The organism is Aeromonas mytilicola subsp. aquatica, assembly GCF_044336385.1.
In the GTDB taxonomy this organism is placed as follows: Bacteria; Pseudomonadota; Gammaproteobacteria; order Enterobacterales; family Aeromonadaceae; genus Aeromonas; species Aeromonas rivipollensis.
Window position 1 is genome coordinate 371,541 of sequence record NZ_CP172298.1, and the last position, 26,908, is coordinate 398,448.

A 26,908-nucleotide genomic window follows, 5' to 3' on the forward strand; every position below is an offset into this window, starting at 1 on the left:
CGTGGCCAAAGAAAAGTCACCAAAAGAAAGGCCACCCCCGACAATCCGACCGCTGTGCGGTTGCCCTCGGATCAGGAGCAAGGTCGGACGGACCGCCGCAGACGGCACATCCCTGTGCCGGCTGCGTCTGCGCCATCATCCCTGATGGCGCTCCTGACCTTGCCCCTTCCCCTCGGCGGACTGGAGGGGGAACCAAAACCGTGCCCACCATAACCTCAGGGGGTAGTCGTAGGGTGCAATAAGCGGAGCGCATTGCACCGCTTTTGTGGCAAGAGGTGCAATTCACGTTGTTCATTGCACCCTACGTTTTGCCTCGTTTGGACCACATTTAACGACACGGTTGATTGTGGGTTGGGCAAGAAATGGCGAATTACAAACGGGCATGGCAACCGGGGGGAACCTGGTTTTTTACGGTCGTGCTGGCTGAACGTCAGAACAACCATCTACTGGTCGAACGGATTGATCTGTTGAGGAAGGTTGTCAGGGAGGTACAAGAGAGCCATCCATTCCGGATCCACGGCTGGGTAGTCTTGCCCGAACATCTGCATGCCTTGCTGGAGTTACCAGAAGGGGATACCAATTTTCCGTTGCGCTGGCGCCAAATCAAAAGCAGGTTTTCACGAGCAATCCCCAATTCAGAAGCTCGCTCAGAATCTCGTTGGCAGCGTGGCGAGCGGGGGATTTGGCAGCGACGTTATTGGGAGCATCTGATCCGCGATCAGGAAGATTTCAATCATCATCTCGATTACATACATATCAATCCCGTCAAACATGGATTGGTGATGGCACCAAGGGATTGGCCCTATTCCACTTTCCAGCGCTGGGTTAAACAGGGCAGATATCCCTTGTCATGGGGAGACACCGCCACGCCAGCATATGAAATACCACGCGACAATACATAAGCGGTATCAACGTAGGGTGCAATAAGCGGAGCGCATTGCACCATTTTCGGTACCTTGTGGTTGGGTGTATTGAGGTGCAATTCACTTCGTTCATTGCACCCTACGGTACTTCTTATTAGCCCTCTCTCTCCAGCTCCGTAATATCCCCGCCGCCAATCAGCTTTAAGTTCAGGCTGATCTGCTCCACCGGCCAATTCCACCAGGCGAGATTGTTGAGGCGGGCTATGGTGTCGTCGTCGAAGCGGTAGCGGATCACTTTGGCGGGGTTGCCGCCGACGATGGCGTAGTCGGGTACGTCGCCTGTGACCACGGAGCGGGCGGCGATGATGGCGCCGTTGCCGACCTTGACGCCCGGCATGATCAGGGCGTCATAGCCAATCCAGACGTCGTTGCCGATGACGGTATCCCCCTTGTAAGGGAGGCTGCCCGGTGCGGGGGCTGCGCTCTCCCAGCCGTTGCCGAAGATAAAGAAGGGGTAGGTGGAGAAGCCGGAGCTCTGATGGTTGGCGCCGTTCATGATGAACTTGACCCCGCGGGCGATGGCGCAGAACTTGCCGATGATGAGCTTGTCGCCGATGAAGGGGAAGTGGTAGAGGACGTTGCGCTCAAAGCCTGCGGAATCCTCCGGGTCGTCGTAGTAGCTGTAGTCGCCCACCTCGATATTGGGCCCCTTGATGGTGTTCTTGATAAAGCACACCTGGGGAAAGCCCTTCATGGGGTGGGGGTTGGCGGGGTCGGGTCCGTGCATGGGGTGCTCCTCTGGGGTCTGGGCTCAAGCTACCCTAACGGAACCGGAAGGACCCTTGCCACCTTTTTGTATGCCCCGGTTCGCCAGCCTTTGTCGCCCCCGGCCCATGTGCGCATCGACCCGGGGCCGGTTTGTCTCTAGCATGGGAGGGATGCGGGGCTGGTGCTCCGCCCCCACGGGCTTTTGGCGAAGTCCGTCCTGCGGACTTCTGGTGGAGAGAAAAGATGAAGCTGCGTTCCTTGTTGATGGTGGGTGCCCTCTTGCTGGGCGGCTGTGCGGTCAATCCCTATGGAAGCACCCCGGCGCCGGTCGGCGAGCCGGACAAGCCGGTGAGCCAGCCAGAGAAACCTGTGGCCGAGCCCGACAAGGCAGAGCCTGTGCCTGCGCCCGAACCCGTGGCCCCGACCGGGCTGGCACTCGCCATGGCGGATGCCTTTCTGAAGGCCCCGGAGGTGCAGGCGTTGAGCCAGGATGGCAGCCCTGTGCTGCTGCTGATGGCGCCCCAGAACGGCACGGGTGAACCCTTCAGTACCCAGCCCATGGCGGTGGCCATGAGCCAGCGCATTCAGGCAAACAGCGGCTTTCGCTTCGCCGATCCCGGCCAGGTGGCGGCCATCACGGGTCAGCTCGAGTACCAGCAGGGGGGCATGAATCCGGCCTCTTTGGTGCGCCTGGGTCGCCAGACCGGGGCCGGCTACATGCTCTACGGGGATCTGCTCTCCGAGGGGAGCCGCTACCGCCTCGCCATGAGCCTGATGGATCTGAAGAGCGGCGAGCTGCTCTGGAGCGGGAGCCGCTCCGCCAGCCGCTGATCCCGCCATCCCGGCCACCGAAAACGCCATCGAGCCCCTCTCGATGGCGTTTTCGTATCAAGGCACCGGGGAGCTGGGGGAGGGCAAGGCGCGCGCCTTGGCGCTCGGCGTCCCCCTCGTGCCCTAGTCCCGCCGCTTCTTCAGGAAGTAGGTGATATGCCCGGGCGGCATGTCCGGCAGCTCGCCGAACACGGCGTAGCCCTGTTTCTGGTAGAAGGGCAGCGCCTGGAAGCTGGTGGTTTCCAGATGGACATTGGTGATGCCCTTGCTCTCGGCATACTGCTCCATGGTGGCGAGCAGGCGGCCGCCCCAGCCCTCCTTGCGAATGCGCTCGTCAATCCAGAGCCAGTCGATGTGCAGCCAGCCCCACTTGATGTCGGCGAGTATGCCGCCCAGCACAAGCCCCTGTTCATCCTTGATAAAGCTGGCTACCTGCTCGCGCAGATGGCTGCCGGCAACCGCCTGGTTGTAGCCTGACAGGCCGATGCGCAGGGCGTCGAGATCCCGCTCAATCGGGGGCAGGGGTGGGGTGAGTTTCATCTAGGGGCCTCCTGGGGCAGGCAAATCCCATTAATATCCAAACGGCATCCACCAGGTCAAGGCTGGCGGCGGTTTGCCACGGCATTCTGGCCGTATGCGATACTGAACGGGTCGTGTATAACAGACAACACAGGGCCCTCCCCGCAGATAAAAAGGAGCACCTATGGCTCTCTCAGTGGCACAACTCTATGAAGTGATGACCCAGTTGCCCGACCCCGTCTTCATCCTCAGTGAAGATGGTCACTACATCGAATACATAGGCGGGGTGGAGCAGCAGTCATATCAGGATGGCAACCCCCTGATCGGCAAGCGGTTGTTCGATGTGCTGCCGGCAGACAAGGCGTTCTGGGTGATGGAGCAGGTGGCGCGCGCCCTGGCCAGCGGCCAGGTGCAGGTGGTGGAGTACGATCTCTCTCCCGCCGAGGTGGAGGGCATAGATGCCGAGGCGGGGCCCCAGGGGATGCAGCGCTTCGAGGGCAAGATAGCGCCGCTGCCCTCCCTCTACGACGGCAAGCGGGCGGTGGCCTGGATGACCCGCAACATCACCCGCCAGCACGAGCTGCAACTGCGGCTCAAGCGGCTCGGGGAGACGGATCAGCTGACCGGCCTCTACAATCGCCACTTCTTCTTCGATCAATATCACCAGAGGGTGCAGGGCCAGCCGCTCACCGGCCTCATCATGCTGGATCTCGATCACTTCAAGCAGATCAACGATCGCTACGGTCACCAGACCGGGGACAGGGTGCTGTGCCGCGTCTGCGACTGCGTCTCTGCCCAACTGCGGGGGGAGGATCTGTTCGTGCGCAGCGGCGGCGAGGAGTTTCTGATCCTGCTGCCGCAGATAGACGAGGGGATATTGCTGAAGGTGGCGGAGCGGATCCGCGCCGCTGTGGCGGCCATGGCGCCGGATCCGGCCCCCGTCACAGTCAGTCTGGGCACCACCTTGATCCGGCCGGGGGAGGAGCTCAGCGCCGTGCTGGCCCGGGCGGACGAGTGGCTTTATCGGGCCAAGCGGGGGGGGCGCAACCAGGTGGCCCACGACGGGGATCCCTGAAGAGTGCTCTGGCTTGCAACGAACGAGGGCGACACTGTGTCGCCCTCGTTGTTATCTGTCGCTACCCGGCCTTGGCCAAAGTGTCGCCTTGGTGCTTGTTTGCCGAGCCTTAGCCAAACAGGGTCGAGATGTTCTGGCCCGCCATCAGCAGACCTATGGCCAGCACGCTGAACCAGACCAGGGTGGCGCTGACCAGGGCGTAGCCGAGGGCGACGAAGAGGCCGTCCCGTTGCAGCATGCCGATGGACAGCAGCAGTATGGCCCAGGCGGGCATGGCGTTGGTGAAGGGAATGGCGCCGAGCGGCAGCATCAGCAGCAGGGCCGCCAGCATGATCAGCAGGCCGTTGCAGCGATTGATGGCGGAGCTGCCGGTCAGCAGCAGCAGGCGCGGCCGGATCAAGCGATCGATGCGGGCCAGCAGATCGGCCCCCTTGTGCAGGGCCGGTTTGAGGTGCTCGGCGGCGAAGCGACGCTCCATCAGGACGGCGGGCAGCCAGGGCACCCGGTTGAGGGTGATGCCGATGCCGATAAAGAGGATCAAGAGCCCAAAGGGCGTGCTGACGCCGGGAATGGAGACAGGCAACAGGAAGGGGACTGTGAGCAGCACGCAAAACAGCAGCATGCCCTGTTCGCCCACCAGGGCCAGCATCTCCCTGAGGCTGATGTGGCTCTCCTCGATGGCGTGGGCTGTGGCCCGCAGGGTATCGGAGAGCTTGCTTTGTGGGTCGTTGAGTTGCGCGGCAACCATTCCTGAGATCCTCGTCCTGTTGACGCCACCTCTGTGGCGCCGCCAGCTTACGTGGCAGAGGTTAATCCCAGATGAATAATGTGAGCCTGCGCAAGCTTTGATGGAAATCGAGGGCAGGGAGGGGGGGCGGGTCGCCAAAATGGGGCGATACAGCCCCCGTCAAGGGTCGGATGGAACAGGCTCTGATATGCTTTTGACGCAATCCATGCAACCAGGGAGAAGAGCGTGACGCGAGCGACCATGATGCTGCTGGGACTGTGCTTGCCGCTGACGGGCGGGGCGGCCGAGTCCGCCACCTCGGGCTGGCAGCTGACCCCTTTCCTGGGTTACAGCTCGTCCATCGACTTCGAGGCCATGGATGAACCCGCCCCCACGCCGCACTCGACCGGCATCGACTCACTGCAAGGGGAGAGCTCGGGCAACTGGGGTCTCTTCATCAGCCGGGAGGTGGATGATCCCGGCATGGTGGAGCTGCTCTACAGCCATCAGTCCACCCCCATCTCCCCGGATCAGCCTGACAGGCTGACGGTGGATACCCTGCACTTCGCCGGTGCCCTCACCCTCTCGGACAACCTGATGGCGCCCTATATAGGTGCCGGGATCGGGGTGACCCGCTTCGATGCCTATGACAGCGAGACGGCCCCCTCCATGTCCCTGGCGCTCGGGGTGCAGCCGCGCCTGGGGGAACATCTGGCGCTGCGGGCCGAGGTGCGCGGCTACGGCTCTCTGCTCAATGACGACAGCGCCTTTCTCTGCAACCCACAGGTCTGCGCCTTCCGGGTGCGGGGGGATCTGCTCACCCAGTGGCAGGCCAATATCGGCTTGACCCTGAGGTTCTGAGCTCGCTTTCCGGGCCGGTTTATGGGATGCCGAAGGTGATGCGGCTCAGGGGCTCGTTCACGTCAAACAGCTTGAACTGCACCTCGCTGGCGCCCATGGCGAGTACCCGCTGCTCGTGCATCCTGGCCCACGCCGACTTGCTGGCAGGGAAGAGCGGATCCGCAGCGGCCAGCGCTAGCCCCCTCAGCGAGCCCGCAGCAGCCAGCCACTGATCCGGTTCGTCGCCAGCAGCCGGCAGGCGAGCAGGGAGAGCGCCAGCAGTACCGGCACCTTGACCAGCTCCCACCACAGCAGCTTGCCCTGGGGGCCGAACACCATCAGCCAGACCACCAGCATCATGTGCAGACAGTAAAGACCCAACACTTTGGGGGCCTGGCGTTCCAGCCAGCTGCCCTTGCCCCAGCTTGGGTTGGCCAGCAGCAGGCCGAACAGGCCGAGGGCCCAGGGCAGGGAGCCCAGCAGGAAGTCATGACGGTTGAGGGGCACGGCGGCGAAACGCAGCAGGCCCGCGGCCTCCAGGGCATAGAGACCCATACCCGCCACCATCAGCAGGGCGCTGCGCCGGGCATCGGGTTGCCAGCCACGCAGGCGCAGCTCGGCGCCGAGCGCCACAAACAAGAGCGAGAAGAAGGGGCCGTTGCGGGTCAGCAGGGCCCACTCGCCCCCTAGCAGCGAGCCATAGGAGCCGCCGATCAGGGCAAGCCCGTAGAGCAGGGCACCCGCCACCAGAGCCAGTCGGGGCAGCCTGATCCGCCAGCAGAGGGCCATCAGCAGGACGGCCAGCATCAGGGCGGGCAGGAACCAGAGGTGGATCATACCGCCCACCCACCAGGCGTTGAGGGGATCCCCCAGCTGCATCTGCCACTGGCCCGCCATGGCGGGCAGATAGCCTTCCGTCATGGCCGCGACCGGGTTGAAGGGCACCACCAGATAGAGCAGGCTCCAGGCCAGCCAGAGCCCCAGCAGGGGGCGGCAGTAGCGCAGCGCCACCGCCATAGGCTTGCCTGCGGCCAGGGCGGGTTGCAGGAAGTAGCCGGCGCAGAGGAAGAAGAGCGGCACCGCGAAGCGGCAGAGCTGGTTGATGATGGCCCCGAGCCAGAGGTAGGGGGTGCCGTCCCAGAGGGTGGGATCGAACGGATTGCTGAAGGGGGAGAGGTGAATGGTCATCACGGCCAGGATGGCCAGGACTCGCCCGCACTCGATGCTGGAGATGCGCATTATGGTTTCCGACGGCTGAAACCCGGCACCCTAGCAGCCGGGCACATGCCTCTTCCAGCCAGGGGGTCGTCAACTGTGACCCCCATCGGTGGCCGGTTACCCTTTGTTACCCTGGGGGAGGGCAGGGTTACCCCGGGTGGGAGGCGGATCCCGTTTTAGTGTCGGTAAAAGCCCTAGAGCAGGGCGACCAGCGCCGTCGCGATGGCGCCCGTCAGCAGCAGGGCTATGCCACGGCCGGCCGGGCCGTGCAGCTTGTTCCACATCAGCAAACTGGTGAGGGCCAGCAGCAACATGGAGAGCGCCGCCAGATCGCCAAACAGCTGCCAGGCCAGGCCGGTACCCATGCCGCGATGCAGCCGGTTGAGGCTGGCGGCGACGTTGGCCCGTTGCAGCTCGGTCTGCACCAGCAGGGTGCCTTCCACATAGCTGGCGGCCAGGCTCTGGCTGAGGGTGACGCCGCGCAGCTCCCAGCGAGCCGGCAGGGTGAGGGGGCCTGTGGGGGTGGGCAGGGTCCGGGCCGGGGTGATGCTGAGCCGCCCCTCCTCCAAGCCCTCAGGGTAGTGCTGTTGCAGCAGGGCTTTCAGGGCGTCCGGGCTCGCCAGCGGCGCGGCCAGCGTTATCTCCTCGCTCGACTTCTCGGTGTGGGGGCCGGGCAGGGGCAACACGGCCCTGTGCTGGAGCCAGAGGCCGGTCAGGCCGTAGAGCAGCATCAGGGTGAGGGTGGCAAAGCCCGCCCAGGCGTGGATGCGGCGCACCCACTTGTTGTTGTGAAGGGGGAGTCTCTTGGGTTTCTTCATGGTGGCGCGTCATAAAAAAACTGGCCAGCAGAGGCTGGCCAGTGGGGCTGTGGGCAAGGGGGATCAGAAGCGGTAGGCGGCGGTGAGATTCAGCTGACGGGGGCTGCCCGGCATGATCTGGGCCGCGCTGGTGGCGCTGACGAAGTAGTCGTGGTCGGTCAGATTCTCCACGCTGAGCTGGGCATCCCACCGGGACCAGCGGTAGCCGGCGCGGGCGTCATAGCGGGCGTAGCCGGGCAGCGTGGTGGTGTTGGCGTTGTCGGCGAAGCGATCCCCCACCGCCGTCACCCCGGTTTCCCCATACCAGCCCTGCTGGCCGTTCTGGTAGCCGGCGAACAGCTGGCCGTTCTCGCGGGAGACGTTGCTCGGGCGCTTGCCCTGCAGATCCGCGTCCGCCTTGACCTGCTCCGCATCCTGGATGGCGATGCCGCCGTGCAGGTAGAAGGCGTCGGTCAGCTGAGCGCGGGCGCTCAGCTCTATGCCGTCGGTGCGTTGCAGGCCGGTGAGGATCACGCGGGTAGGATCCAGCGGATCCTTGCTGCGCTTGTTGTACATCTCCAGCCTGTAGAGGGAGAGGGTGGTGGCCAGGCGACCGTTCAGCCAGTCGCTCTTCACGCCCCCCTCGTAGAGCCGGGTGTGCTGGGGATCCAGGTTGTTGTTCTTGTCTCCCGGGGTGATGCCGATCAGCTCCCCGCCCACAGGGGTGAAGGTCTTGCTGTAGGAGGTATAGAAGGCATGTTCCTCTATGGGGTTCCACACCAGGCCCAGGCGCGGGCTCAGGCTGGTGACCGAGAGGGTCTCCTCCTTGTCGAGATCGTTGCGGCGGCTGGTGACGGTGAACGCGTCCCGGCGCAGGCCGCCGAGCAGGTGCCAGTCACCCAGGCTGAGCTGATCCTGCACATAGAGACCGACCCCGCGCACCCTGTGCCTGGCGTCGCTGGAGAGCTTCATGGTGCCGTTGTAGCTCGGCAGTGAGCCGGGATCGTACAGATCCCCCGGGGGAATAGGGGTGGCGTTCTGGTAGAGCTTGGGGGTGCGCTCCTGCCAGCCCTGCTCCAAGCCCACCAGCAGGCGATGGGCGACGGGGCCTGTCTGCAGCTGGCCCTCGGCTTCCGTGTTGCTGGTGAGGTTGTTGGCCTTGAGATCCTGCTGCCAGCGGGCACGGGTCACCTTGTCACCCTTGACGGCGGTGACATAGGTGTTGTCGAACTGGCTGTCGAGGCTGGTGTAACCGAGCTGCTGGCGCAACTGCCACTGATCGTTGATGTCCCAGCTGAAGCGGGATCGGGTGGACTGGGCCAGATCGTCGATGAAGTCCCGACTGGTGTCGCTGTAGACGCTCTCTATGGGGACGTCGGCGGGACGGCCATCGACCCCGGGGATGCCGCGATCCGGGGTGCGGTCGTGCTCGTTGCGCTCGTACTGCACCAGCCAGTTCAGGCTGTCGCTTATCTCCCAGTTCACGGCGGGGGCCAGCAGGGTGCGCTTGCTGGTCACGTCGTCACGAAAACTCTCCTTGTCCTCCTGGGCCAGGTTGAGGCGCAGTTGCACCCGCTCCCCCGCCTCGGCGTTGAGGTCGGCGGCGAAGCGTCGGCTGTCGAAGCTGCCGACTCTGGCGCTGACGCTGGACGCCTGCCCGCGCTGGGGCGTCTTGCTGACCCTGTTGATGATGCCCCCGGTGCTGCCACGGCCGTAGAGCACGGCGGCCGGCCCCTTGAGCACCTCGACCCGCTCTATGTTGCCAAGGTCGCGGGTGTACTGCATGTCGTCCCGCAGGCCGTCGAGGTAGAAGTCGTTGCTGGCGTTGAAGCCACGGATATTGACGCTGTCGAAGCGGGTATCACCGCTGGCGTTGACCCCGGGGATGCCGGTCAGGGCCTCGCTCAGGCTGGGCTGGCCGTAGGCGGTCAGCTCGCTGGCCTTGACGCTGTCTATGGTCTGGGGCACCAGCTTGGCCGGGGTGGCGGTGCGGGTTGCGGTGGCCACTTCTTCGTGCTGGCTGCGTTTGCCGACCACGGTCAGGGTCTCGTCTTCGGCGCGGGGGCTGGCACAGAAGGCCAGCAAGGCGACGCCCAGCAGGGCGCGCGGGGAGTTGGGGTTATGCATCTGGGTGTGACTCTTATCGGCCTGTTGGCCTGAACTTATTGATTTATTTGTAGTTATTGGTGTCTCTCGTTTCGAGAGGGCGATAATGATATTGATTTTCATTTGCCTTGCAAGGGAAAGATGTAAGAAAACTACATCGATGGAAATGGGCGCAGTCAGACGGCACCAGCCGGGTTCATGCCCCGGTTTGGAGATGGGTGAGCGGCGGGGTTACCATGGCCAGAACGCGCCATGGCGCATCACGGATTGAACAGGAAGGGAGAGGGACATGGCAGAGATCATCAGGGCGGATCTTCATAACCGGCACCATGGCGAGGCGCTGGTGGCGCTGCTCGACGCATACGCCAGGGACGAGATGGGCGGTGGCAGCCCCCTCGCCGACGAGGTGAAGGCCAATCTGGCGCAGGCCCTGGCGGCGAGAAGTGGTGCCCATGTGCTGCTGGCCTGGGTGGATGACCAGCCGGTCGGGGTGGCCACCTGCTTCGAGGGGTTCTCGACCTTCGCCTGCCGGCCCCTGCTCAATATCCACGATCTGGCGGTGCACCCGGCCCATCGTGGCCGCGGCATCGGCAAGGCGTTGCTGGCCGGGGTGGAGCGGCTCGCCCGGGAGCTCGACTGCTGCAAGCTGACCCTGGAGGTGCTGGAGGGCAACAAGGTGGCGCAGGCCGCCTACAAGGCCAGCGGTTTCGAGGGCTATGAGCTGAGCCCGCAAGTGGGCCGGGCCCTGTTCTGGCAGAAGAAGCTCTAGCCTCTGTGGCTCAGCCGCCAAGGCGGGAGGGGAGAATGAAAAACGGCGCGCAGAGGGATCTGCGCGCCGCTTTGTCTGGGGCCTGAGTTAGAAGTCGTAACGGGCCGCCAGCTGGAAGTCATCCTTGGTGTTCAGCTTGCCGCTGTCATTGCTGTCGAGGTTGTTGATGCGGTACTCGCCGATGACCCGCAGGTTCTTGTTGAACTTGTACTGGGCACCCAGGGTGTAGTAGTCGATGGAGTCGTAATCGCTCTTGCCGCTCTGCTCCACCTTCTGCTTGTTCCACAGGGCCATCAGGCCGAAGCCGCTCTCGAAGTTGTAACCCAGGGCCCCTTCCCAGCCGGTGTGATCCTTGCCGGTGGCCAGGAAGTCGCTGCCGTCGGCGTAGCTCAGGGCGGCATAGACGGCCTTGTTGTCGTACTTGGCGGAGATCAGCCACAGCTTGGCATCCTCTTCACCGCTCTTGTCGCGGATACCCACGTTGTAGGCGGTACCCAGGGCCAGGTTGAACGGGAAGGTGTAGGCCAGGGCGGCGCCGTAGGCGGCATCGCTGTCCTTGCTGGTGGTCTCTTCGGTGTCACCGCCGTCGAACTTGTAGCTGGTATCGACCTGGAAGCCGTTGAACAGGCCTGAGTATTTCAGCACAGAGCCGGCACGGTTGGTGGCGAAGGTATCTGTCTTGGCGCCGAGGGCGTCGTTGCCGTAGCCGTCGGAGAGGGAGACGTCGGTCCAGTCGGCCAACAGGCCGGGGGCGCCCTTCTGGCGACCGAAGGTGACATTGCCCCAGTCGGCGCCCACACCGGCGAATGCCAGGCGGGTGCGCATGTTGTCGGAGTTCTCGCTGACGGTCTTCTCGCTGTCATTGACGTAGATCTGCAATTCATACTGGGCCAGGGCCTTGAGACCCGGGTTGATCTCGCTCTCTACCTTGGCGCCCAGGCGGACAAACTGGTTGGCGCCCTGCTTGTCGCTGTATTCGTTCTTGATGTCACCATTGGCATCCAGCTCCTTCTTCTCACCGAAGAACTGGCCGGCGTAGATGCGGCCATAGAGATCGAGCAGAGTGGAGTCATTTTTATAGACTTCGACGGCTTGAGCCTGGAAGGCGGCGGTGAGAGCCAATGCTACTACTGTCAGCTTTTTCATCATGATCCCTTGTGTTGCAAGCTTCTGTTTTAAAAGACGGGGCCATGCTAGGAGGGGCAGATGACAGCGGGGTGACCGTGCGGTGAACAAACCGTGGCGGTTTCATGTCAGCGGGATGAAAACCGCGATTTATGTGGCGAGCCGCCACTTTTGCGCGCAAAGGTTTGCCCTTGTGGTAGAATGCCGCCCGTTTTCGAGCTCCTAAGGTTGGATATGCGATGAGACGTGAACTGGCAATCGAATTTTCCCGAGTGACGGAAGCGGCTGCACTGGCTGGCTACAAGTGGCTCGGACGTGGTGACAAGAATATCGCCGATGGCGCGGCCGTTGCGGCCATGCGTCACATCCTCAATCAGATCCAGATCGATGGCGAGATTGTGATAGGCGAGGGCGAGATCGACGAAGCCCCCATGCTCTACATCGGCGAGAAGGTGGGCACGGGTCAGGGCGACGCCGTGGACATCGCGGTCGACCCCATAGAGGGCACCCGCATGACCGCCATGGGGCAGTCCAATGCCCTGGCCGTGCTGGCCGTGGGCGACAAGGGCTCCTTCCTCAAGGCCCCCGACATGTATATGGAGAAGCTGATCGTGGGTCCGGGTGCCAAGGGTGCCATCGATCTCGATCAGGCCCTGGAGCTGAACCTCAAGGCCGTGGCCAAGGCGCTTGGCAAGCCGCTCTCCCGCCTGACCGTCATCACCCTGGCCAAGCCGCGTCATGACAAGGCGATCAAGGAGATGCAGGGGCTGGGCGTGCGGGTGTTCGCCATCCCCGACGGGGACGTGGCGGCCTCCATCCTCACCTGCCTGCCGGACAGCGAAGTGGACATGCTCTATGGCATCGGCGGCGCCCCGGAAGGGGTCATCTCGGCGGCGGTGATCCGTGCCCTGGACGGCGACATGCAGGCGCGCCTGGTGCCCCGTCATCAGGTCAAGGGTGACAGCCCCGAGGTGCGTGCCCTGGGCGAGCAGGAGATTGCCCGCTGCCAGGAGCTCGGCATCGACGTGACCAAGGTGCTCAAGCTGGAAGATCTGGCCAAGAATGACAATGTCATCTTCTCGGCCACCGGCATCACCAAGGGTGATCTGCTGGAAGGCATCACCAGCAATGGCGTCATGGCGACCACGGAGACCCTGCTGATCCGCGGCAAGTCCAGAACCATTCGCCGCATCAAGTCGATCCACTTCCTGGATCGCAAGGACAGCGTGGTACGCGACATCATCCTGTGATGAGGGTGTGCTGAGTGGCGGCAAGTCCCGTCCTCTCATGCCGCCGCATCAAGTCGATCCACTTCCTGGATCGCAAGGACAGCGTGGTACGCGACATCATTCTCTGATGCGCGAAAGCCCTGTCACTGAAAAGCCCGACCGCTGCTGCCGTCGGGCTTTTTGTTGCCCGCGCGCCGGGGCCTGGACTATTTCGAGGGACAGGGCGGATAAGGCTAAGGGGAATCGGGGCCCTTTGATAGACTGCTTCGCCATGCACAGGAATGCATCATATGGAATGTCGTCAAGGTTGCGGTGCCTGCTGCACAGCCCCCAGTATCAGCAGTGCCATCCCCGGCATGCCGGAGGGCAAGCTGGCCGGCGTTCCCTGTGTTCAGCTCGACCAGTGGCTGGGCTGCAAGATCTTCGGCCAGCCCGAGCGTCCTGCGGTGTGCAGCAGCTTCAGGCCCATGCAGGATGTGTGCGGTTCGCACCGCCAGGAGGCCGTCTGGCTTATCGGCGAGATGGAGCGGCTGACGGCCTGAGGCTAGTCAAGACCCCTCATCCCCGCCCCTTCTCCCGCGAGGGGAGAAGGGGGAAAAAGCGTGACCCCTTCATCTCCGCTCCTGCTCCCGCTTATTTGAAAAGAAGGGGAGAAGGGGGCGGAGAGACATCCCGAACCAACGCGGGGCAACCCGGTGTCTAGTCCTGAAATAGGTTTACACATTTTCGTCTAGCTTCACGTGACTCAGAACCCCCGATGCACCGCGTCGGGGGTTCTGTATTTCAACGCATGATGCGGTCGCTCCAGGTTGTAAATATCCACTGCCTCACGCACCATCTCCCGCGCTTGCGCCAGGTCCTGCGGGCTTTGCAACAACAGCTCTCCTTTCAATATCCCGTTCACCCGCTCCGCCAACGCATTCTGGTAACAGTCATACCCATCCGTCATTGAGCATCGTACCCCGTGCCGTTCATGCAATGACTGATACAGGCCCGAGCAATACTGCACGCCGCGGTCCGAGTGATGGATAAGCTCCCCGCTGCCACGCCGTTGCTTCAGCGCTTTCTTAAACGCCATGGCCACCGATTCGGCGTGCATCCCCTCATGCACGTGATGGCCCACTATCTTGCGTGAGTAAGCATCCGTGGTAATTCACCCATATTCAGGGGCATTCAAAAGTAGAGGTCAGGCGGCCCGCGCCAGGTGCTGTTTTGGCGTGTAGCCACCCAACGCCATATTAGGCCGCTCATGGTTATAAACCCATTGCCATTGCGTGGCAAATTCCTGCAATTCATCCAGCGACTCAAACAAGTAATGCCCCAGCCAGTCATATCTCACGGTGCGGTTAAACCGCTCGATATAGGCATTCTGCTGCGGATTACCTGGCTGGATGTAGTTCAGCGTGATGTCATGCTGTTTCGCCCAGCGTTTGAGCTCCTCGCTGATGTATTCCGGACCGTTATCACAGCGGATGGCCGCTGGTTTGCCACGCCACGCTATCACCTGCTCCTACACCCGTTTGACCCGCAAGGCGGGGAGCGAAAAATCTACCTCGATACATAACGCTTCCCGGTTGAAATCATCTATCACATTGAACAACCGCACCGAGCGGCCATCGCTGAGCTGGTCGTGCATAAAGTCCATCGACCAGCAGGTATTGGGTTTTTCAGGCACTGCCAACGCTGCCGGTTTTGCACGCTCCAGCCGTTTCCTGGGCTTTATCCGCAAGTAGAGTTCAAGTTCCCGATAAATCCGGTACACCCGCTTGTGGTTCCAGCCAAACCCTTTGACGTTGCGCAGATAGAGAAAGCAGAGCCCGAAGCCCCAGTTGCGCTGGCTGGTCGTGATACGCAACAGCCAGTCGGCGATGAGCTGGTTCTCTTCGGCCAGCACCGATTGGTAGCGATAGCAGCCTTCGCTGACCCCGAACACCCGGCAGGCGAGCCGGATGGAGATGGCGCAGTGAGCGACCGCCTGGGTGGCCATCTCGCGTCGGGCAGATGGCGTCACCACTTTTTTGCCATGGCCTCCTGGAGGATGTCGGACTTGAGGCGCTCCTCGGCATACATCTTCTTGAGGCCGCGATTTTCCTCTTCCAAGTCCTTGAGACGGGCCATAAGGGAGGCGTCCATGCCGCCGAACTTGGCGCGCCATTTGTAGAAGGTGGCGCTGCTGATGCTATGCTCGCGGTGTAGTGGTCTAATCATCCCGGACACCATTTTAGGTGGTACAGTCGCCACCATGACTTGAGGTGTTCAATGACCAGATTACGTCGCTCATTTACTGCTGAATTCAAACTCGAAGCCGCATCCCTGGTACTCGACCAGGGATACTCTGTCCCCGAAGCCAGCCGTTCACTGGATGTCGGTGAAACCATACTTCGCCGATGGGTTCAGCAGCTCCAATCCGAACGAACCGGCACCACCCCAATCGGCAAAGCGCTGACCCCGGAGCAGCAGAAAATCCAGGAGCTGGAAGCCCGCATCAACCAGCTCGAGCGCGAAAAGGACATTCTAAAAAAGGCTACTGCTCTCTTGATGGCGGACGAGTTCAAACGTACGCGCTGATAGACCGATTAAGGGAGCAAGCCCCCATCACTCTGGTCTGCTGCGCTTTCGATGTGCCAACATCCTGTTTTTACGACTATCTGGCCCGCAAGCGGACGATTAACCGTGAGCGGATGCAGCAACGCAGCGAGTTGCGCCGTTTGTTCAAAGAGAGCCGGAACTCAGCGGGCAGCCGCGCCTTGATGTCGATGATGCGAGCGCTGGGGCATCAGATTGGCCGATTCAAAGTGCGCAGTCTGATGAAGGAGGTCGGTCTGGTATCCAAGCAACCGGGCGCTCATCGCTATCAGGTCGCCCGGTCTGAACGACCGGATATTCCCAATCTGCTGGCCCGTGAATTTGATGTCCAACAACCCAATCAGGTGTGGTGTGGCGATATCACCTACGTCTGGGCAGGTGGTCGTTGGAATTACCTGGCGGTGGTGCTCGACCTTTATGCCCGCCGAGTCGTGGGCTGGGCGATGTCTGACAAGCCTGATGCAGAGCTGGCAATAAAAGCGCTCGAGATGGCCTATCAGCAGCGGGGTTGCCCATCAGGTGTGCTGTTTCACTCAGACCAAGGCAGCCAATATGGCAGCCGGGCATTTCGGCAGCGGCTGTGGCGCCATCGCATGACCCAGAGCATGAGTCGGCGTGGCAACTGTTGGGATAATGCACCGATGGAGCGGTTGTTCAGGAGTCTGAAGACAGAGTGGCTCCCGACAACGGGATATATGAACCTGCGGGAGGCGAAGCGGGATATCAGCTATTACCTGATGGATTACTACAACTGGCGGCGTCCACATCAACACAATGACGGGAGCGCGCCAGCAAAAGCCGAGGATCGGCCTAACCAAGTGTCCGGATTTAGTTGACCACTATACGGCATAGCTCGGGGACGGGTGAACCGGCTTCGGCCTGGTTGAGGATGGCGATGATTTGGGCATCGCTAAAGCGTGATGTTTTCATGTAGAGCCTCCTGCGTGCAAGATACGAGAAAATTCTACTTATGAGCACTTCGGATTTTCGGGGGGATTACCCTGCTCCGACCCAGCCTTGAGCAAGTTGGGATGACGGTAGAAGCGGTGAAAACTGTGGGTGGTCTTGTGATACGCCCGCCTGTGCTGCACCAGCAGGCGGTGCTCGGCCAATATCTGAAACAGCCTGTCCCGTCCGACCTTGAGCCCGCCATCATCCTGACCCTGAAGCAGATAATGCAGCTTGCGGGTGCCCACCCGTGGCTGGTGTAACCGGACCTGACGCACGAAGCGCACTACCTGTAACCCCTGTGCATGGTGCAGGTCGGCAACTCGATTGCGCTTGTAGTAAGCCTGACGGCTTATCCCCAGAAACCGGCAAGCCCTGACGATGGTCAGCCTCTCGACTTGCCGCTGCGAGAGGACTTGCCGGGTCGCTTTTTTACGATGGAGACGCCGTAGTCGTTCTTCAGGACATCGACGACGGCCTCAAAGAACTGGGCCTTCTGGCTCATCAGCGCCAGCTGCTGCTCGAGTTCCTTGATGCGCTGTTCGGGCGTCTGGTTGTCGGGGTCAGGCATGGTGATACTCCTGCCGGCGCGCACAGAAGCCCCCTGGCTCCAATCTTGCCGACCATGTTTACGCAACCATACCAGAACGGTGGAGCGGCCCTGAATGCCATAACGGGCCTGAGCCTGTTTGTAGGTGAGCTCGCCTTTTTCAATCTGCTCGACCAGGGCCAGCTTAAAAGTCAGCGAGTAATCGCGCTGTGTCCGTTTCACACCTTGTCCCATCGGGGTCTCCATTTATTGGGGGGAAGGTGTAAACCATATTCAGGACGGGACACGGAAATGAAAAAGGCCCCCTCGCCTGGCGAGGGGGCCTTGTTAGTGCTCATCGGCAAGGGGTGATGATCACTCCTTGATGCGCTCTATGCAGCCGCCCAGGCCTTGCAGCTTGTGCTCTATGTCTTCATAGCCACGGTCGATGTGATAGATGCGCTCGACCATGGTGGTGCCCTCGGCCACGAAGCCGGCGAGGACCAGGCTGGCGGAGGCGCGCAGATCGGTTGCCATCACCTGGGCACCCTTGAGTTGTTCGGTGTCGCGGCAGATTGCCACGTTACCCTGCAGTTCGATGTCAGCACCCATACGTACCAGCTCGGGCACGTGCATGAAGCGGTTCTCGAAGATGGTCTCGGTGACCATGCCGGTGCCCTTGGCCACGGCGTTCAGCACGGTGAACTGCGCCTGCATGTCGGTCGGGAAGGCCGGGTAGGGGGCCGTCTTGATGGTGACCGGCTTGAGGGTACGGCCCGTCATGTCGAGGGAGATCCAGTCTTCCCCCTTCTCGATGAGCGCACCGGCCTCTTCCAGCTTGACGAGGACGGCTTCCAGCAGGGAAGGGTCTGTCTTGCGGCAGGTGATCTTGCCCCCGGTGACGGCGGCGCCCACCAGGAAGGTACCGGTCTCGATGCGATCCGGCTGGACGCTGTAGCTGCCGCCGTGCAGACGCTCGACCCCGTCGATGGTCAGGGTGTCGGTACCCGCACCCTGGATCTTGGCGCCCAGGGCGTTGAGGAAGTTGGCGAGATCGACCACTTCCGGTTCGCGGGCGGCGTTTTCGATCACGGTGCGACCGTCGGCCAGGGTGGCGGCCATCATCAGGTTCTCGGTGCCGGTGACGGAGATCATGTCCATCAGGATGTGGGCACCCTTGAGGCGACCGTCGACACGGGCCTTGATGTAGCCATCTTCGATGGCGATCTTGGCGCCCATCAGCTCCAGGCCGTGAACGTGAAGGTTGACCGGGCGGGCACCGATGGCGCAGCCGCCGGGCAGGGAGACGTCAGCCGCGCCGAAACGGGCGGCCAGCGGGCCCAGTGCCAGTATGGAGGCGCGCATGGTCTTCACCAGCTCGTAGGGGGCGACGTGGTTGTTCACGGCGCCGGTCAGCACTGTCACGTTGCCGTTGACCTTGGTGCTGGCACCCAGCATCTCCAGCAGCTTGAGGGTAGTGCCTACGTCTTTGAGGCGCGGCACGTTCGAGAGCTGGATCTCCTCGTCGCACAACAGGGTGGCGAACAGGATCGGCAGGGCGGCGTTTTTGGCGCCGGAGATGGTCACTTCACCGGAGAGGGTGCAGGGGCCGGTGATCTTGAATTTGTCCATTTACTTAGATACCAAATCAGGAGGGCAGTAGAAATTTACGTTCGCGCTTCCATTCGGCATCGGTAAAGGCCTTGATGGAGAGGGCGTGGATGGCGTTGCTGGCGATCTTGTCCATCAGCGGGGCATAGATGGCCTGCTGCTTCTTGACCCGGCTCATGCCGTCAAACATGTCGCCGACCGCAATCACCTGATAGTGACTGCCGTCGCCTTTGACATGGACTTCGGACAATGGCAAGGCCTCAAGGAGTATCGCTTCAATTTCAGAGACTTGCATTATGCGTCCTCGGTGTTGGGCGGGGTGGGTTGAAACAGACTGGCCACACCGTACAGCTTGGCCAGGGTATAAAAATCAGTGGAGGCGCCCACCAGTTGCGGCGTGGCCCCCCGTGTCAGGGTGGCTTTGGCCCACTTGACCAGCAGGGCCAGGCCGGCGGAATCCAGGGTGGTGACCCCGCTCATATCGAGCGCATCGTCTTGCCACCACTCGGATCGCCGTTGCCACAGGGCGTTGACCTGCGGTGCCTGCAGCTCCCCCTGGAGTGTCATGACTTGAGCACCAGCGGCTTGGCATTGTGCTCGCGCAACTGGGCGATCACCGCATCTATGCCGTTCTGGCGAATGAGGCCACCGAGCTCGCTCTGCTTGGCGGAGAGCAGGCTGATCCCTTCGGCAACCATGTCGAAGGCCTTCCATTCCCCTGTCTTGTTGTTCTTGCGCAGCTTGAACTCGAGGAAGATGTCCGGTTTGCCAGCCTCTTTCACGCTGACGTTGACGGCGGTGATGTTGCTGTCACCGGGCGCCTTGCCAGGCTGGACCTTGACGGTCTGCTTGTCGAAATGGGCCAGGGCATCGGCGTAGGAGCTCACCATGTACTCGGTGAACACCTGGACGAAGGCATCGCGCTGGGCCGGGGTGGTTTCCTTGATCTGGTTGCCAAGTACCTTGTAGGCGGCGAAGCGGTTGTCCACATAGGGCAGCAGCTCTTCGCGGATGATCACCCGCAGGTGATCCGGGTTGCTCTTGACCTGGGACTTGTCCGCCTTCAGGCGGGCGAAGGTCTGCTGGGCAGCCTGATCCACCAGGGCATAGGGATCGGCGGCATTGACCGCCGCCAGGGCGGAGACGGAAAACAGCATGCTGGTCATCAGACCCAGCAGCAGGGCGATCTTCTTGAACATGGTTACTCCTTGGTTGCTGGCGTATCGGTGGCCGGGGAAGACTGGCTGTAGAGGAACTTGCCAATCAGGTCTTCCAGCACTATGGCGGACTTGGTGTCTTCGATCATATCGCCATCCTTGAGCATGCTGGTGCCCATCTCTTCATCGGTGAAGCCCGGTGCCAGGCCGACATACTGCTCGCCCAGCAGACCCGAGGTCAGGATGGAGAGGGTGCTGGTTTCTGAGAACTCGCCGGCACTCTTTTGCATCTGCAGGGAAACGATGGGCACCTGGCTCTTGGCATCCAGCGTGATGTCGCTGACTCGACCGACGACGACGCCGCCGACCTTGACCGGCGAGCGCACTTTCAGGCCGCCGATATTATCGAAATGGGCGCGCAGGGTATAGGTTTCTCCTTCCGGTTTGAAACTCAATCCCGCCACTTGCAGTGCCAACGCCAGAATGGCTGCGATGCCAGCCAGCATGAAGGCACCGACCAGGAATTCTACTTTGCTGAACTTCATCTTTCCCTTATCCAAACATGACTGCGGTGAGTATAAAATCCAGACCGAGCACGGCCAGGGATGAGTGGACCACGGTACGGGTCGTCGCCTGACTGATCCCGGCCGAGGTCGGCTTGGCATCATAGCCATTGAAGAGCGCGATCCAGGTCACCACCAGGGCGAAGATCACACTCTTGATGGCCCCTTGCATGATGTCGTCCTGCCAGTCGACGGAGGCCTGCATGGCAGACCAGAAACTGCCCTCATCCACCCCCAGCCAGTCGACCCCGACCAGTTTGCCGCCGAAGATGCCGATCAGGCTGAACATGAAGGCCAGCAGCGGCATGCTGATGACCCCAGCCCAGAAGCGAGGCGCCACTACCCGGCGCAACGGGTCTACCGCCATCATCTCCAGGCTGGAGAGCTGCTCGGTGGCCTTCATCAGGCCGATCTCGGCGGTGAGGGCCGAACCTGCACGACCGGCAAACAGCAGGGCGGTGACCACAGGGCCCAGCTCCCGCAGCAGGGAGAGGGAGACCAGGGGCCCCAGACTCTGCTCGGCGCCGAAGTCCTTCAGTACGTTGTAACCCTGCAAGGAGAGCACCATGCCGATGAAGAGACCCGATACCAGTATGATGGCGACCGATTGCACCCCCACCACATAGAGCTGCTGTACCAGCAGGGGGAAGTGCTTGCGGGGCTCGGGTTTGCCCGCCAACGCGTGAAACAGCATGATGGTGGCGCGGCCGACGGCGCTGATGAAGCGCACCCCGCTCCGCCCCAGCTTGCTTATCTGACTTATGAACATCACAGATCCTGTAGCAGGTCGCCTGCCGGAAAATGAAACGGAACAGGACCGTCGGGCAATCCCTTGAGGAACTGCTCGACCTCGGGATTGTGCTCCTCGCGAAGTTGCTCCGGCGTGCCCTGTGCCACCACCCTGCGGTTGGCGATGATGTAGGCGTAGTCGGCGATGCTGAGCACCTCCTTCACATCGTGGGTGACGATGACGGAGGTGATGCCGAGGGCATCGTTGAGCTCCTTGATGAGCTTGACCAGCACCGCCATGGTGATGGGATCCTGGCCGACGAAGGGCTCGTCATACATGATGAGATCCGGATCCAGCGCTATGGATCTGGCCAGGGCTGCGCGACGGGCCATGCCGCCGGAGAGCTCGGAGGGCATCAGGCGGGCGGCACCACGCAGACCCACAGCCTGCAACTTCATCATGACGATGGTGTGGATCAGCTCTTCCGGCAGACCCGAGTGTTCCCGCAGCGGGAAGGCCACGTTGTCGAACACAGTCATGCCGGTGAACAGGGCGCCGCTCTGGAACAGCATGCTCATCCGCTTGCGCACTTCATACAGACGGCTGCGGGAGAGGGTGGGGATGTCTTCCCCGTCAAACAGAATATGACCGGACTCAGGCTTCAGCTGGCCACCGATCAGGCGCAGCAAGGTGGTCTTGCCGATGCCGCTGGGGCCCATGACGGCGGTGACCTTGCCACGGGGAATGGTCAGGTTGATCCTGTCGTACAGCAACCTATCTCCGTGACTGAAGGTCAGGTCGGAGATGGTGATCAGGTCATCGTTCAAACAATTGTCCATCCGGTATAAATGAAGAGCGAATTTTATGGGCTAGTCTAGGTCTAAGCAACAGCAAGGAACAACTATTGAGCGGCTTTGCCCCCCAAATACGCGACAGTTTTATGTAACAACTTGCATCAGCGGCAGAGCGTCCCGCATCCGATTCGCTTATCTCGGCAGACTTTTTTATAATCCCGCAGCAAATTTCGGCCCGGAGCTGTGCCTTTATGTCTGTAAAGCCTGAAAAAGTGTCTGAATTGTTCGATTTCCGTCGCAGTGCCCGTGCGGTGCTGGACATAGAAAAACAAGCCATCGATGGGCTCTACCAGTACCTCGACGAGACCTTCGAGCGCGCCTGCGAGATGGTGCTGCGCTGCGCCGGCAAGATAGTGGTCACCGGCATGGGCAAGTCGGGTCATGTCGGCAACAAGATTGCCGCGACCCTGGCCAGCACAGGCACGCCTGCCTTCTTCCTCCACCCTGGCGAAGCCAGCCACGGGGATCTGGGGATGATCTCCGCCGGGGACCTCATCATCGCCATCTCCAACTCAGGCGAGAGTGACGAGATCCTCGCCCTGCTGCCGGTGCTCAAGCGTCGCGGCATTCCGCTCATCTGCATGACCGGCAACCCGGCCTCCACCATGGCCAAGGAGGCCAACGTGCACCTGTGCATCAAGGTGGAGAAGGAGGCCTGCCCGCTGGGTCTGGCCCCGACCTCCAGCACCACGGCGACCCTGGTGATGGGGGACGCCCTGGCCGTGGCCCTGCTGGAGGCTCGCGGTTTCACCGCCGATGACTTCGCGCTCTCCCACCCGGGCGGGTCGCTGGGCAAGCGGCTCTTGCTGCGGGTCGGCGATCTGATGCACAGCGGCGAGCTGTTGCCCCGGGTGGGGATAGATGCCACCATCAGCCGGGCGCTGCTGGAAGTGAGCCGCAAGGGCCTTGGCATGACGGCTGTGGTGGATGAGCAGGGGCTGCTTGCCGGTCTGTTCACCGACGGTGACTTGCGCCGGATCCTGGATCTGCAGGTGGACATTCACCACACCCCGATCAGCCGCGTAATGACGGCCAACTGTGTTACCGTAGGGCCTGAGATGATGGCGGCTGAGGCCGTCAAACTGATGGAAACCAGAAAGATTAACGGATTGCTGGTGGTGGATGAAGAGCGGCGGCCACTTGGCGCCTTCAACATGCACGACCTGCTGAGAGCCGGGGTGATTTGATGCAAGACGTACCGACCCTCTATGGTCCGGTGACGCGCAGCCAGTACGAGAAGGCGGCGCAGATCCGCCTGCTGGTGTGCGATGTGGATGGGGTGCTCTCCAATGGCTTCATCTATATGGGCAATAACGGCGAAGAGCTGAAGACCTTCTGCACCCGCGACGGTGCTGGCATGCGTGCCCTGCTCAACGCCGGCATCGAGATTGCCATCATCACAGGGCGTAACTCCCGCATCGTCAGCGATCGGATGAGGGGCCTGGGGGTGCAGCACCTGGTGCAGGGGGCGGATCAGAAGCTGCCCCACTTCGAGGCACTGCTGGCCAAGCTGGGCCTGACGCCGGAACAGGCCGCCTACATGGGGGACGACACCATAGATCTGCCGGTGATGCAGGCCTGCGGCCTCGGCATCGCAGTGGCGGATGCCCATCCGCTGGTGCTGGCTCGTGCCGATCTGGTGACCCGTCTGGGGGGCGGAGTGGGCGCGGTGCGTGAGGTGTGCGATCTCATCCTGCAAGCGCAGGGCTTGGGCGACTACCAACCCGAGGCCTCGGTATGAACAAGCAGACGTTTCTGTTTGCCCTGCTGTTTCTGGCGGCACTCGCCGCCTGGCAGCTTGGCGAGATCGAGCTGGCGCCCGAACCGGCTGCCAAGGTAGAGAACTATCAACCGGACTTCACTGCCAAGAATCTGGTCACGACCCGCTTCAACGAGCAGGGCAAACGAACCGAGCGGTTGGAGTCCGAATATGCGGAGTATTACCAGATCCTCGAGCAGGCCACCTTCGACAAGCCGGTGGTCTACATGTTCGATGAACAGGGGGAGGCCGAATGGAAAGTCACGGCCGAAACCGGGGTGCTCAACACAGATGACAACGTGATACTGCGTGACAAGGTACATCTGGACGGCCTGCTGCCGGCGTCTTTCATCTCCACGCTGGATACCCCTTATCTGGAGCTGGATCTGGTGACTCAGGACGTGAGAAGCAACCAGCACATCAGCATAGTGGGTCAGGAATTCCAGACCGAGGGCGTTGGCCTGAAGGGCCATCTGGAACGTAAATATTTCGAATTACTGGATAAAGGCCATGCCACTTATTTCAATGAAAAACGTTAATCTGGCCCTCGCGGCCCTGCTGCTGTGCAGTACAGTGAGCGCCAAAGAGTCCGACTTTGCCGAGAAGGTCTATGTGGATGCGGTCAAGCAAGTGGCCGAGATGCAGGATAACCGCATCACCTTCAGCGAAGACGTGATCATCACCCAGGGCACCATCAAGATTAAGGCCGACAAGGTGGTGGTGATCCGCTCCGGCGACAAGGGCGCCGAGGTGATGACCGCCTATGGCAATCCCGCCACCTTCTTCCAGATCCTGGACAACGGCAAGCCGGTCAATGCCCACGGCAACAGCATTCGCTACGAGCTGAAGAACCGCCTGGTCACCATCACGGGCAACGGTCAGCTCAAGCAGGAAGACAGCCAGGTTACCGGCGACCTCATCCGCTACGACATCGTCAAACAGAAGATGATCGCCGAGAGCAAGGGACCCACCCAGCGGGTCAAGACGGTGTTCCTGCCGGATCAGGTAGAAAACTTCGACAAACCCGCCGATCAGAAGAAGTAGGAAACAGAAGCCATGGCAGTGTTAAAAGCAACGGGTTTGCAGAAGAGCTACAAGCGCCGCATGGTGGTCAGCGACGTGAGCCTGGAAGTGGGCACCGGCCAGATAGTGGGGCTGCTCGGCCCGAATGGTGCCGGCAAGACCACCTCCTTCTACATGATCGTGGGCCTGGTACAGCGGGATGCAGGTCTCATCACTATCGACGAGCAGGACATCAGCCTGCAGCCCATGCATATCCGTGCCCGCAATGGCATCGGCTATCTGCCCCAGGAGGCCTCCATCTTCCGCCGTCTGTCGGTGTTCGACAACCTGATGGGGGTCATGCAGACCCGCAAGAGGTTGAGCCGCGAGGAGCGTGAGGATAAGGTCGAGCAGTTGCTGGAAGAGTTCAACATCACCCATATTCGCGACAGCCTGGGTCAGAGCCTGTCTGGCGGGGAGCGACGCCGGGTCGAGATTGCCCGGGCGCTGGCGGCAGAGCCGCGATTCATCCTGCTGGATGAACCCTTTGCAGGTGTTGATCCTATTTCGGTCATAGACATCAAGAAGATCATCCAGCATCTGAAGGAAAGAGGGCTGGGTGTGCTGATCACGGATCACAACGTCAGAGAGACGCTGGATGTGTGCGAGAAGGCCTACATCGTCAGCCACGGCAAGATGATTGCCGAGGGTGCTCCGGCCGATATCCTCGCCGATGAGCAGGTCAAGCGCGTCTATTTGGGCGATCAATTCAGTCTATAGTAAGGGGGCACCCCTCATTTTTGTTAGGTGACTGCCTCGCTGAACATAAGGATATCCCGACGTAGATGAAGCCGACATTACAGTTGCGCCTCGGTCAGTCACTGACCATGACGCCACAATTACAACAAGCGATTCGTCTGCTCCAGCTCTCCACCCTGGAACTCCAGCAGGAAATTCAGCAAGCGCTCGATAATAACCCCTTGCTGGAGCAGGAGGAGAATGAGGCGCAGGAAACCAGCCCGATAGAGCCCCAGGACGCCAGTCAACTCGACTCCAGCGACGCCATGGCGCAGGATAAGATGCCGGATGAACTGCCGGTGGACACCACCTGGGATGAGGTCTACTCCGCCGGTACGGCCCAGAGCGCCGGCCCCATCCATGATGGGGAAGACAGCGTCTATCAGGGGGAAACCACCGAGAACCTGCAGGACTATCTGCTGTGGCAGATGCGCTTGACGCCGTTCAGCGATCTGGATGCCGCCATCGCCCTCGCCATCATCGATGCCATCGATGAGTCCGGTTACCTGACCGTCTCTCTCGAAGATATTCAGGCTGCAGTCAGCAGCGAAGAGGTAGAAGTTGAACTGGATGAAGTGGAAGCCGTGCTCAAGCGGGTGCAGCATTTCGATCCGGTTGGCATAGCCGCGCGCTCGGTGCAGGAGTGTCTGCTGATCCAGCTTGGCCAGTACTCGCCGGATCTGCCCTGGCTCAATGAGGCAAGGGAGGTGATCCGCGAGCACATGGATCTGCTCGGCAACCGCGACTACCGCACCCTGGCACGCAAGACCCGGCTCAAGGAGAGCGACCTCAAGGAGGTGCTGGATCTTATCCAGCAGCTGGAACCCAGACCCGGCAATGGCATCATCCAGAGTGAATCTCAATACGTGATCCCGGACGTCTCCGTGGTCAAGAAGGGGGCTAAGTGGGTGGTTGAGCTCAACCCGGATTCGGCGCCGCGCATCCGTGTCAACGAGGCCTATGCGGCCATGGCACGCAATGCCCGCAGCAGTACGGATACCCAGTTCATCCGCTCCCATCTGCAGGAAGCCAAATGGTTCATCAAGAGCCTGGAGAGTCGCAACGACACCCTGCTCAAGGTGGCCAGCTGCATAGTCGAGCAGCAGCAGGGCTTCTTCGAATACGGTGAAGAGGCCATGAAACCCATGGTACTCAACGACATCGCCGAGGCGGTGGAGATGCACGAGTCGACGATTTCACGGGTGACGACCCAGAAGTACATGCATACGCCCCGTGGCATCTTTGAACTGAAGTTTTTTTTCTCCAGTCATGTCAACACGGAGGGAGGAGGAGAGTGCTCATCGACCGCAATTCGCGCCCTGATCAAGAAGCTGGTGACGGCCGAAAACCCGGCCAAACCGCTTAGTGATAGCAAGATCGCGGATTTGCTGGCCGAACAGGGTATTATGGTGGCGAGACGCACGATCGCAAAGTACCGTGAATCCTTGTTGATCCCGCCATCCAATCAGCGCAAACGCCTGGTTTAGGCAAACAAAAGGAAGAC

At 61.4% G+C, this 26,908-nt stretch carries 28 protein-coding genes and 5 pseudogenes; 14 read left to right on the forward strand and 19 right to left on the reverse strand.

What is annotated here, in order from left to right; genetic code table 11:
- Window positions 1–362: 362 nt before the first annotated feature.
- Window positions 363–902, forward strand: a complete 540-nt coding sequence (locus tag ACFWHB_RS01810) for an REP-associated tyrosine transposase (protein ID WP_395949355.1) — start codon at window positions 363–365, stop codon at window positions 900–902.
- A 115-nt stretch (window positions 903–1,017) separates the two neighbouring features.
- Here ACFWHB_RS01810 and ACFWHB_RS01815 read toward each other — a convergent pair whose 3' ends face one another.
- Window positions 1,018–1,650 carry a Vat family streptogramin A O-acetyltransferase gene (locus tag ACFWHB_RS01815; protein WP_395949356.1) on the reverse strand — a complete coding sequence of 211 codons (633 nt, stop codon included), beginning with the start codon at window positions 1,648–1,650 and terminating at the stop codon, window positions 1,018–1,020.
- Between the two features lie 224 nt (window positions 1,651–1,874).
- Between ACFWHB_RS01815 and ACFWHB_RS01820 the strand changes: the two genes are divergently transcribed.
- The gene (locus ACFWHB_RS01820) at window positions 1,875–2,462 is read left to right on the forward strand and encodes a penicillin-binding protein activator LpoB (RefSeq protein WP_168236284.1); all 588 of its coding nucleotides are present in this window, start codon (window positions 1,875–1,877) and stop codon (window positions 2,460–2,462) included.
- A gap of 123 nt (window positions 2,463–2,585) precedes the next feature.
- On the opposite strand, the gene ACFWHB_RS01825 is transcribed toward ACFWHB_RS01820, so the two are convergent.
- A complete protein-coding gene (locus ACFWHB_RS01825) occupies window positions 2,586–3,002 on the reverse strand; it encodes a GNAT family N-acetyltransferase (RefSeq protein WP_395949357.1) in 417 nt (138 codons plus the stop codon).
- Between the two features lie 163 nt (window positions 3,003–3,165).
- On the opposite strand from ACFWHB_RS01825, the gene ACFWHB_RS01830 reads away from it, so the two are divergent.
- The gene (locus ACFWHB_RS01830; RefSeq protein WP_171276976.1) at window positions 3,166–4,056 is read left to right on the forward strand and encodes a sensor domain-containing diguanylate cyclase; all 891 of its coding nucleotides are present in this window, start codon (window positions 3,166–3,168) and stop codon (window positions 4,054–4,056) included.
- Window positions 4,057–4,165: 109 nt separating this feature from the next.
- On the opposite strand, the gene ACFWHB_RS01835 is transcribed toward ACFWHB_RS01830, so the two are convergent.
- A complete protein-coding gene (locus ACFWHB_RS01835; RefSeq protein WP_395949358.1) occupies window positions 4,166–4,804 on the reverse strand; it encodes an exopolysaccharide biosynthesis protein in 639 nt (212 codons plus the stop codon).
- 243 nt (window positions 4,805–5,047) lie between these two features.
- Here ACFWHB_RS01835 and ACFWHB_RS01840 point away from each other — a divergent pair, with 243 nt between their 5' ends.
- Window positions 5,048–5,644, forward strand: coding sequence for an outer membrane beta-barrel protein (locus tag ACFWHB_RS01840; RefSeq protein ID WP_395950163.1), 597 nt, complete (start codon window positions 5,048–5,050; stop codon window positions 5,642–5,644).
- 19 nt (window positions 5,645–5,663) lie between these two features.
- Here ACFWHB_RS01840 and ACFWHB_RS01845 read toward each other — a convergent pair.
- The 4 genes and pseudogenes from ACFWHB_RS01845 to ACFWHB_RS01860 all read right to left on the reverse strand — a co-directional run.
- Window positions 5,664–5,789: pseudogene (locus tag ACFWHB_RS01845) on the reverse strand (YdhR family protein); the annotation flags it as partial.
- A gap of 38 nt (window positions 5,790–5,827) precedes the next feature.
- Complete coding sequence (locus tag ACFWHB_RS01850; RefSeq protein WP_395949359.1) at window positions 5,828–6,862, reverse strand: acyltransferase; 1,035 nt, start codon at window positions 6,860–6,862, stop codon at window positions 5,828–5,830.
- 173 nt (window positions 6,863–7,035) lie between these two features.
- Window positions 7,036–7,659, reverse strand: coding sequence for a PepSY-associated TM helix domain-containing protein (locus ACFWHB_RS01855; protein WP_395949360.1), 624 nt, complete (start codon window positions 7,657–7,659; stop codon window positions 7,036–7,038).
- Between the two features lie 63 nt (window positions 7,660–7,722).
- On the reverse strand, window positions 7,723–9,765 hold the full coding sequence (locus ACFWHB_RS01860; RefSeq protein ID WP_395949361.1) for a TonB-dependent receptor: 2,043 nt from the start codon (window positions 9,763–9,765) through the stop codon (window positions 7,723–7,725).
- Between the two features lie 268 nt (window positions 9,766–10,033).
- Here ACFWHB_RS01860 and ACFWHB_RS01865 point away from each other — a divergent pair, with 268 nt between their 5' ends.
- Window positions 10,034–10,513, forward strand: coding sequence for a GNAT family N-acetyltransferase (locus ACFWHB_RS01865; protein ID WP_395949362.1), 480 nt, complete (start codon window positions 10,034–10,036; stop codon window positions 10,511–10,513).
- An 87-nt stretch (window positions 10,514–10,600) separates the two neighbouring features.
- On the opposite strand, the gene ACFWHB_RS01870 is transcribed toward ACFWHB_RS01865, so the two are convergent.
- Complete coding sequence (locus ACFWHB_RS01870; protein ID WP_163155402.1) at window positions 10,601–11,659, reverse strand: porin; 1,059 nt, start codon at window positions 11,657–11,659, stop codon at window positions 10,601–10,603.
- 218 nt (window positions 11,660–11,877) lie between these two features.
- On the opposite strand from ACFWHB_RS01870, the gene glpX reads away from it, so the two are divergent.
- A complete protein-coding gene (gene glpX, locus ACFWHB_RS01875) occupies window positions 11,878–12,888 on the forward strand; it encodes a class II fructose-bisphosphatase (RefSeq protein WP_106885152.1) in 1,011 nt (336 codons plus the stop codon).
- Between the two features lie 269 nt (window positions 12,889–13,157).
- Window positions 13,158–13,409 carry a YkgJ family cysteine cluster protein gene (locus ACFWHB_RS01880; RefSeq protein ID WP_395949363.1) on the forward strand — a complete coding sequence of 84 codons (252 nt, stop codon included), beginning with the start codon at window positions 13,158–13,160 and terminating at the stop codon, window positions 13,407–13,409.
- Window positions 13,410–13,612: 203 nt separating this feature from the next.
- Here ACFWHB_RS01880 and ACFWHB_RS01885 read toward each other — a convergent pair.
- Together ACFWHB_RS01885 and ACFWHB_RS01890 are read right to left on the reverse strand one after the other, a co-directional pair.
- Window positions 13,613–14,020 (reverse strand): annotated as a pseudogene (locus ACFWHB_RS01885) (transposase); the annotation flags it as partial.
- Between the two features lie 33 nt (window positions 14,021–14,053).
- Window positions 14,054–15,111, reverse strand: a pseudogene (locus ACFWHB_RS01890) (IS3 family transposase).
- Window positions 15,112–15,126: 15 nt separating this feature from the next.
- Between ACFWHB_RS01890 and ACFWHB_RS01895 the strand changes: the two are divergent.
- A protein-coding gene (locus ACFWHB_RS01895; RefSeq protein WP_395948442.1) for an IS3 family transposase occupies window positions 15,127–16,289 on the forward strand; the annotation gives its coding sequence in 2 pieces (ribosomal slippage) (window positions 15,127–15,382 and window positions 15,382–16,289; 1,164 coding nt in all).
- 7 nt (window positions 16,290–16,296) lie between these two features.
- On the opposite strand, the pseudogene ACFWHB_RS01900 reads toward ACFWHB_RS01895, so the two are convergent.
- The 9 genes and pseudogenes from ACFWHB_RS01900 to mlaF form a co-directional block, all read right to left on the reverse strand.
- Window positions 16,297–16,383 (reverse strand): annotated as a pseudogene (locus ACFWHB_RS01900) (transposase); the annotation flags it as partial.
- A gap of 62 nt (window positions 16,384–16,445) precedes the next feature.
- Window positions 16,446–17,185 (reverse strand): annotated as a pseudogene (locus ACFWHB_RS01905) (IS3 family transposase); the annotation flags it as partial.
- A gap of 120 nt (window positions 17,186–17,305) precedes the next feature.
- A complete protein-coding gene (gene murA, locus ACFWHB_RS01910; RefSeq protein WP_106885623.1) occupies window positions 17,306–18,562 on the reverse strand; it encodes a UDP-N-acetylglucosamine 1-carboxyvinyltransferase in 1,257 nt (418 codons plus the stop codon).
- A gap of 16 nt (window positions 18,563–18,578) precedes the next feature.
- Complete coding sequence (ibaG, locus tag ACFWHB_RS01915; protein WP_005306001.1) at window positions 18,579–18,836, reverse strand: BolA family iron metabolism protein IbaG; 258 nt, start codon at window positions 18,834–18,836, stop codon at window positions 18,579–18,581.
- On the reverse strand, window positions 18,836–19,108 hold the full coding sequence (locus tag ACFWHB_RS01920) for an STAS domain-containing protein (protein WP_042649054.1): 273 nt from the start codon (window positions 19,106–19,108) through the stop codon (window positions 18,836–18,838). Before ACFWHB_RS01920 ends, ibaG begins: the two co-directional genes overlap by 1 nt.
- Window positions 19,105–19,740 carry a phospholipid-binding protein MlaC gene (gene mlaC, locus ACFWHB_RS01925; RefSeq protein ID WP_042649053.1) on the reverse strand — a complete coding sequence of 212 codons (636 nt, stop codon included), beginning with the start codon at window positions 19,738–19,740 and terminating at the stop codon, window positions 19,105–19,107. The genes ACFWHB_RS01920 and mlaC overlap by 4 nt, the downstream gene beginning before the upstream one ends.
- A 2-nt stretch (window positions 19,741–19,742) precedes the next feature.
- Window positions 19,743–20,243 (reverse strand): outer membrane lipid asymmetry maintenance protein MlaD, encoded by a 501-nt coding sequence (gene mlaD / locus ACFWHB_RS01930; protein ID WP_106885624.1) that lies wholly within the window; start codon window positions 20,241–20,243, stop codon window positions 19,743–19,745.
- Window positions 20,244–20,250: 7 nt separating this feature from the next.
- Window positions 20,251–21,030: a lipid asymmetry maintenance ABC transporter permease subunit MlaE gene (mlaE, locus tag ACFWHB_RS01935; RefSeq protein WP_025328536.1), complete on the reverse strand. Its 780-nt coding sequence runs from the start codon at window positions 21,028–21,030 to the stop codon at window positions 20,251–20,253.
- Window positions 21,030–21,830, reverse strand: a complete 801-nt coding sequence (gene mlaF, locus ACFWHB_RS01940; RefSeq protein ID WP_025328535.1) for a phospholipid ABC transporter ATP-binding protein MlaF — start codon at window positions 21,828–21,830, stop codon at window positions 21,030–21,032. The genes mlaE and mlaF overlap by 1 nt, the downstream gene beginning before the upstream one ends.
- 206 nt (window positions 21,831–22,036) lie before the next feature.
- Here mlaF and ACFWHB_RS01945 point away from each other — a divergent pair, with 206 nt between their 5' ends.
- The 6 genes from ACFWHB_RS01945 (at window position 22,037) to ACFWHB_RS01970 (ending at window position 26,891) form a co-directional block, all read left to right on the forward strand.
- The gene (locus ACFWHB_RS01945) at window positions 22,037–23,032 is read left to right on the forward strand and encodes a KpsF/GutQ family sugar-phosphate isomerase (protein WP_163148895.1); all 996 of its coding nucleotides are present in this window, start codon (window positions 22,037–22,039) and stop codon (window positions 23,030–23,032) included.
- Window positions 23,032–23,586, forward strand: a complete 555-nt coding sequence (gene kdsC / locus ACFWHB_RS01950) for a 3-deoxy-manno-octulosonate-8-phosphatase KdsC (RefSeq protein ID WP_042649051.1) — start codon at window positions 23,032–23,034, stop codon at window positions 23,584–23,586. Before ACFWHB_RS01945 ends, kdsC begins: the two co-directional genes overlap by 1 nt.
- A complete protein-coding gene (lptC, locus tag ACFWHB_RS01955) occupies window positions 23,583–24,143 on the forward strand; it encodes an LPS export ABC transporter periplasmic protein LptC (RefSeq protein WP_042649050.1) in 561 nt (186 codons plus the stop codon). The genes kdsC and lptC overlap by 4 nt, the downstream gene beginning before the upstream one ends.
- Window positions 24,130–24,648 carry a lipopolysaccharide transport periplasmic protein LptA gene (gene lptA / locus ACFWHB_RS01960; protein ID WP_025328531.1) on the forward strand — a complete coding sequence of 173 codons (519 nt, stop codon included), beginning with the start codon at window positions 24,130–24,132 and terminating at the stop codon, window positions 24,646–24,648. The genes lptC and lptA overlap by 14 nt, the downstream gene beginning before the upstream one ends.
- Before the next feature lie 12 nt (window positions 24,649–24,660).
- Window positions 24,661–25,386, forward strand: coding sequence for an LPS export ABC transporter ATP-binding protein (gene lptB, locus ACFWHB_RS01965; protein WP_395949364.1), 726 nt, complete (start codon window positions 24,661–24,663; stop codon window positions 25,384–25,386).
- Window positions 25,387–25,451: 65 nt separating this feature from the next.
- Window positions 25,452–26,891, forward strand: coding sequence for an RNA polymerase factor sigma-54 (locus tag ACFWHB_RS01970; protein WP_163137981.1), 1,440 nt, complete (start codon window positions 25,452–25,454; stop codon window positions 26,889–26,891).
- Window positions 26,892–26,908 lie beyond the last annotated feature (17 nt).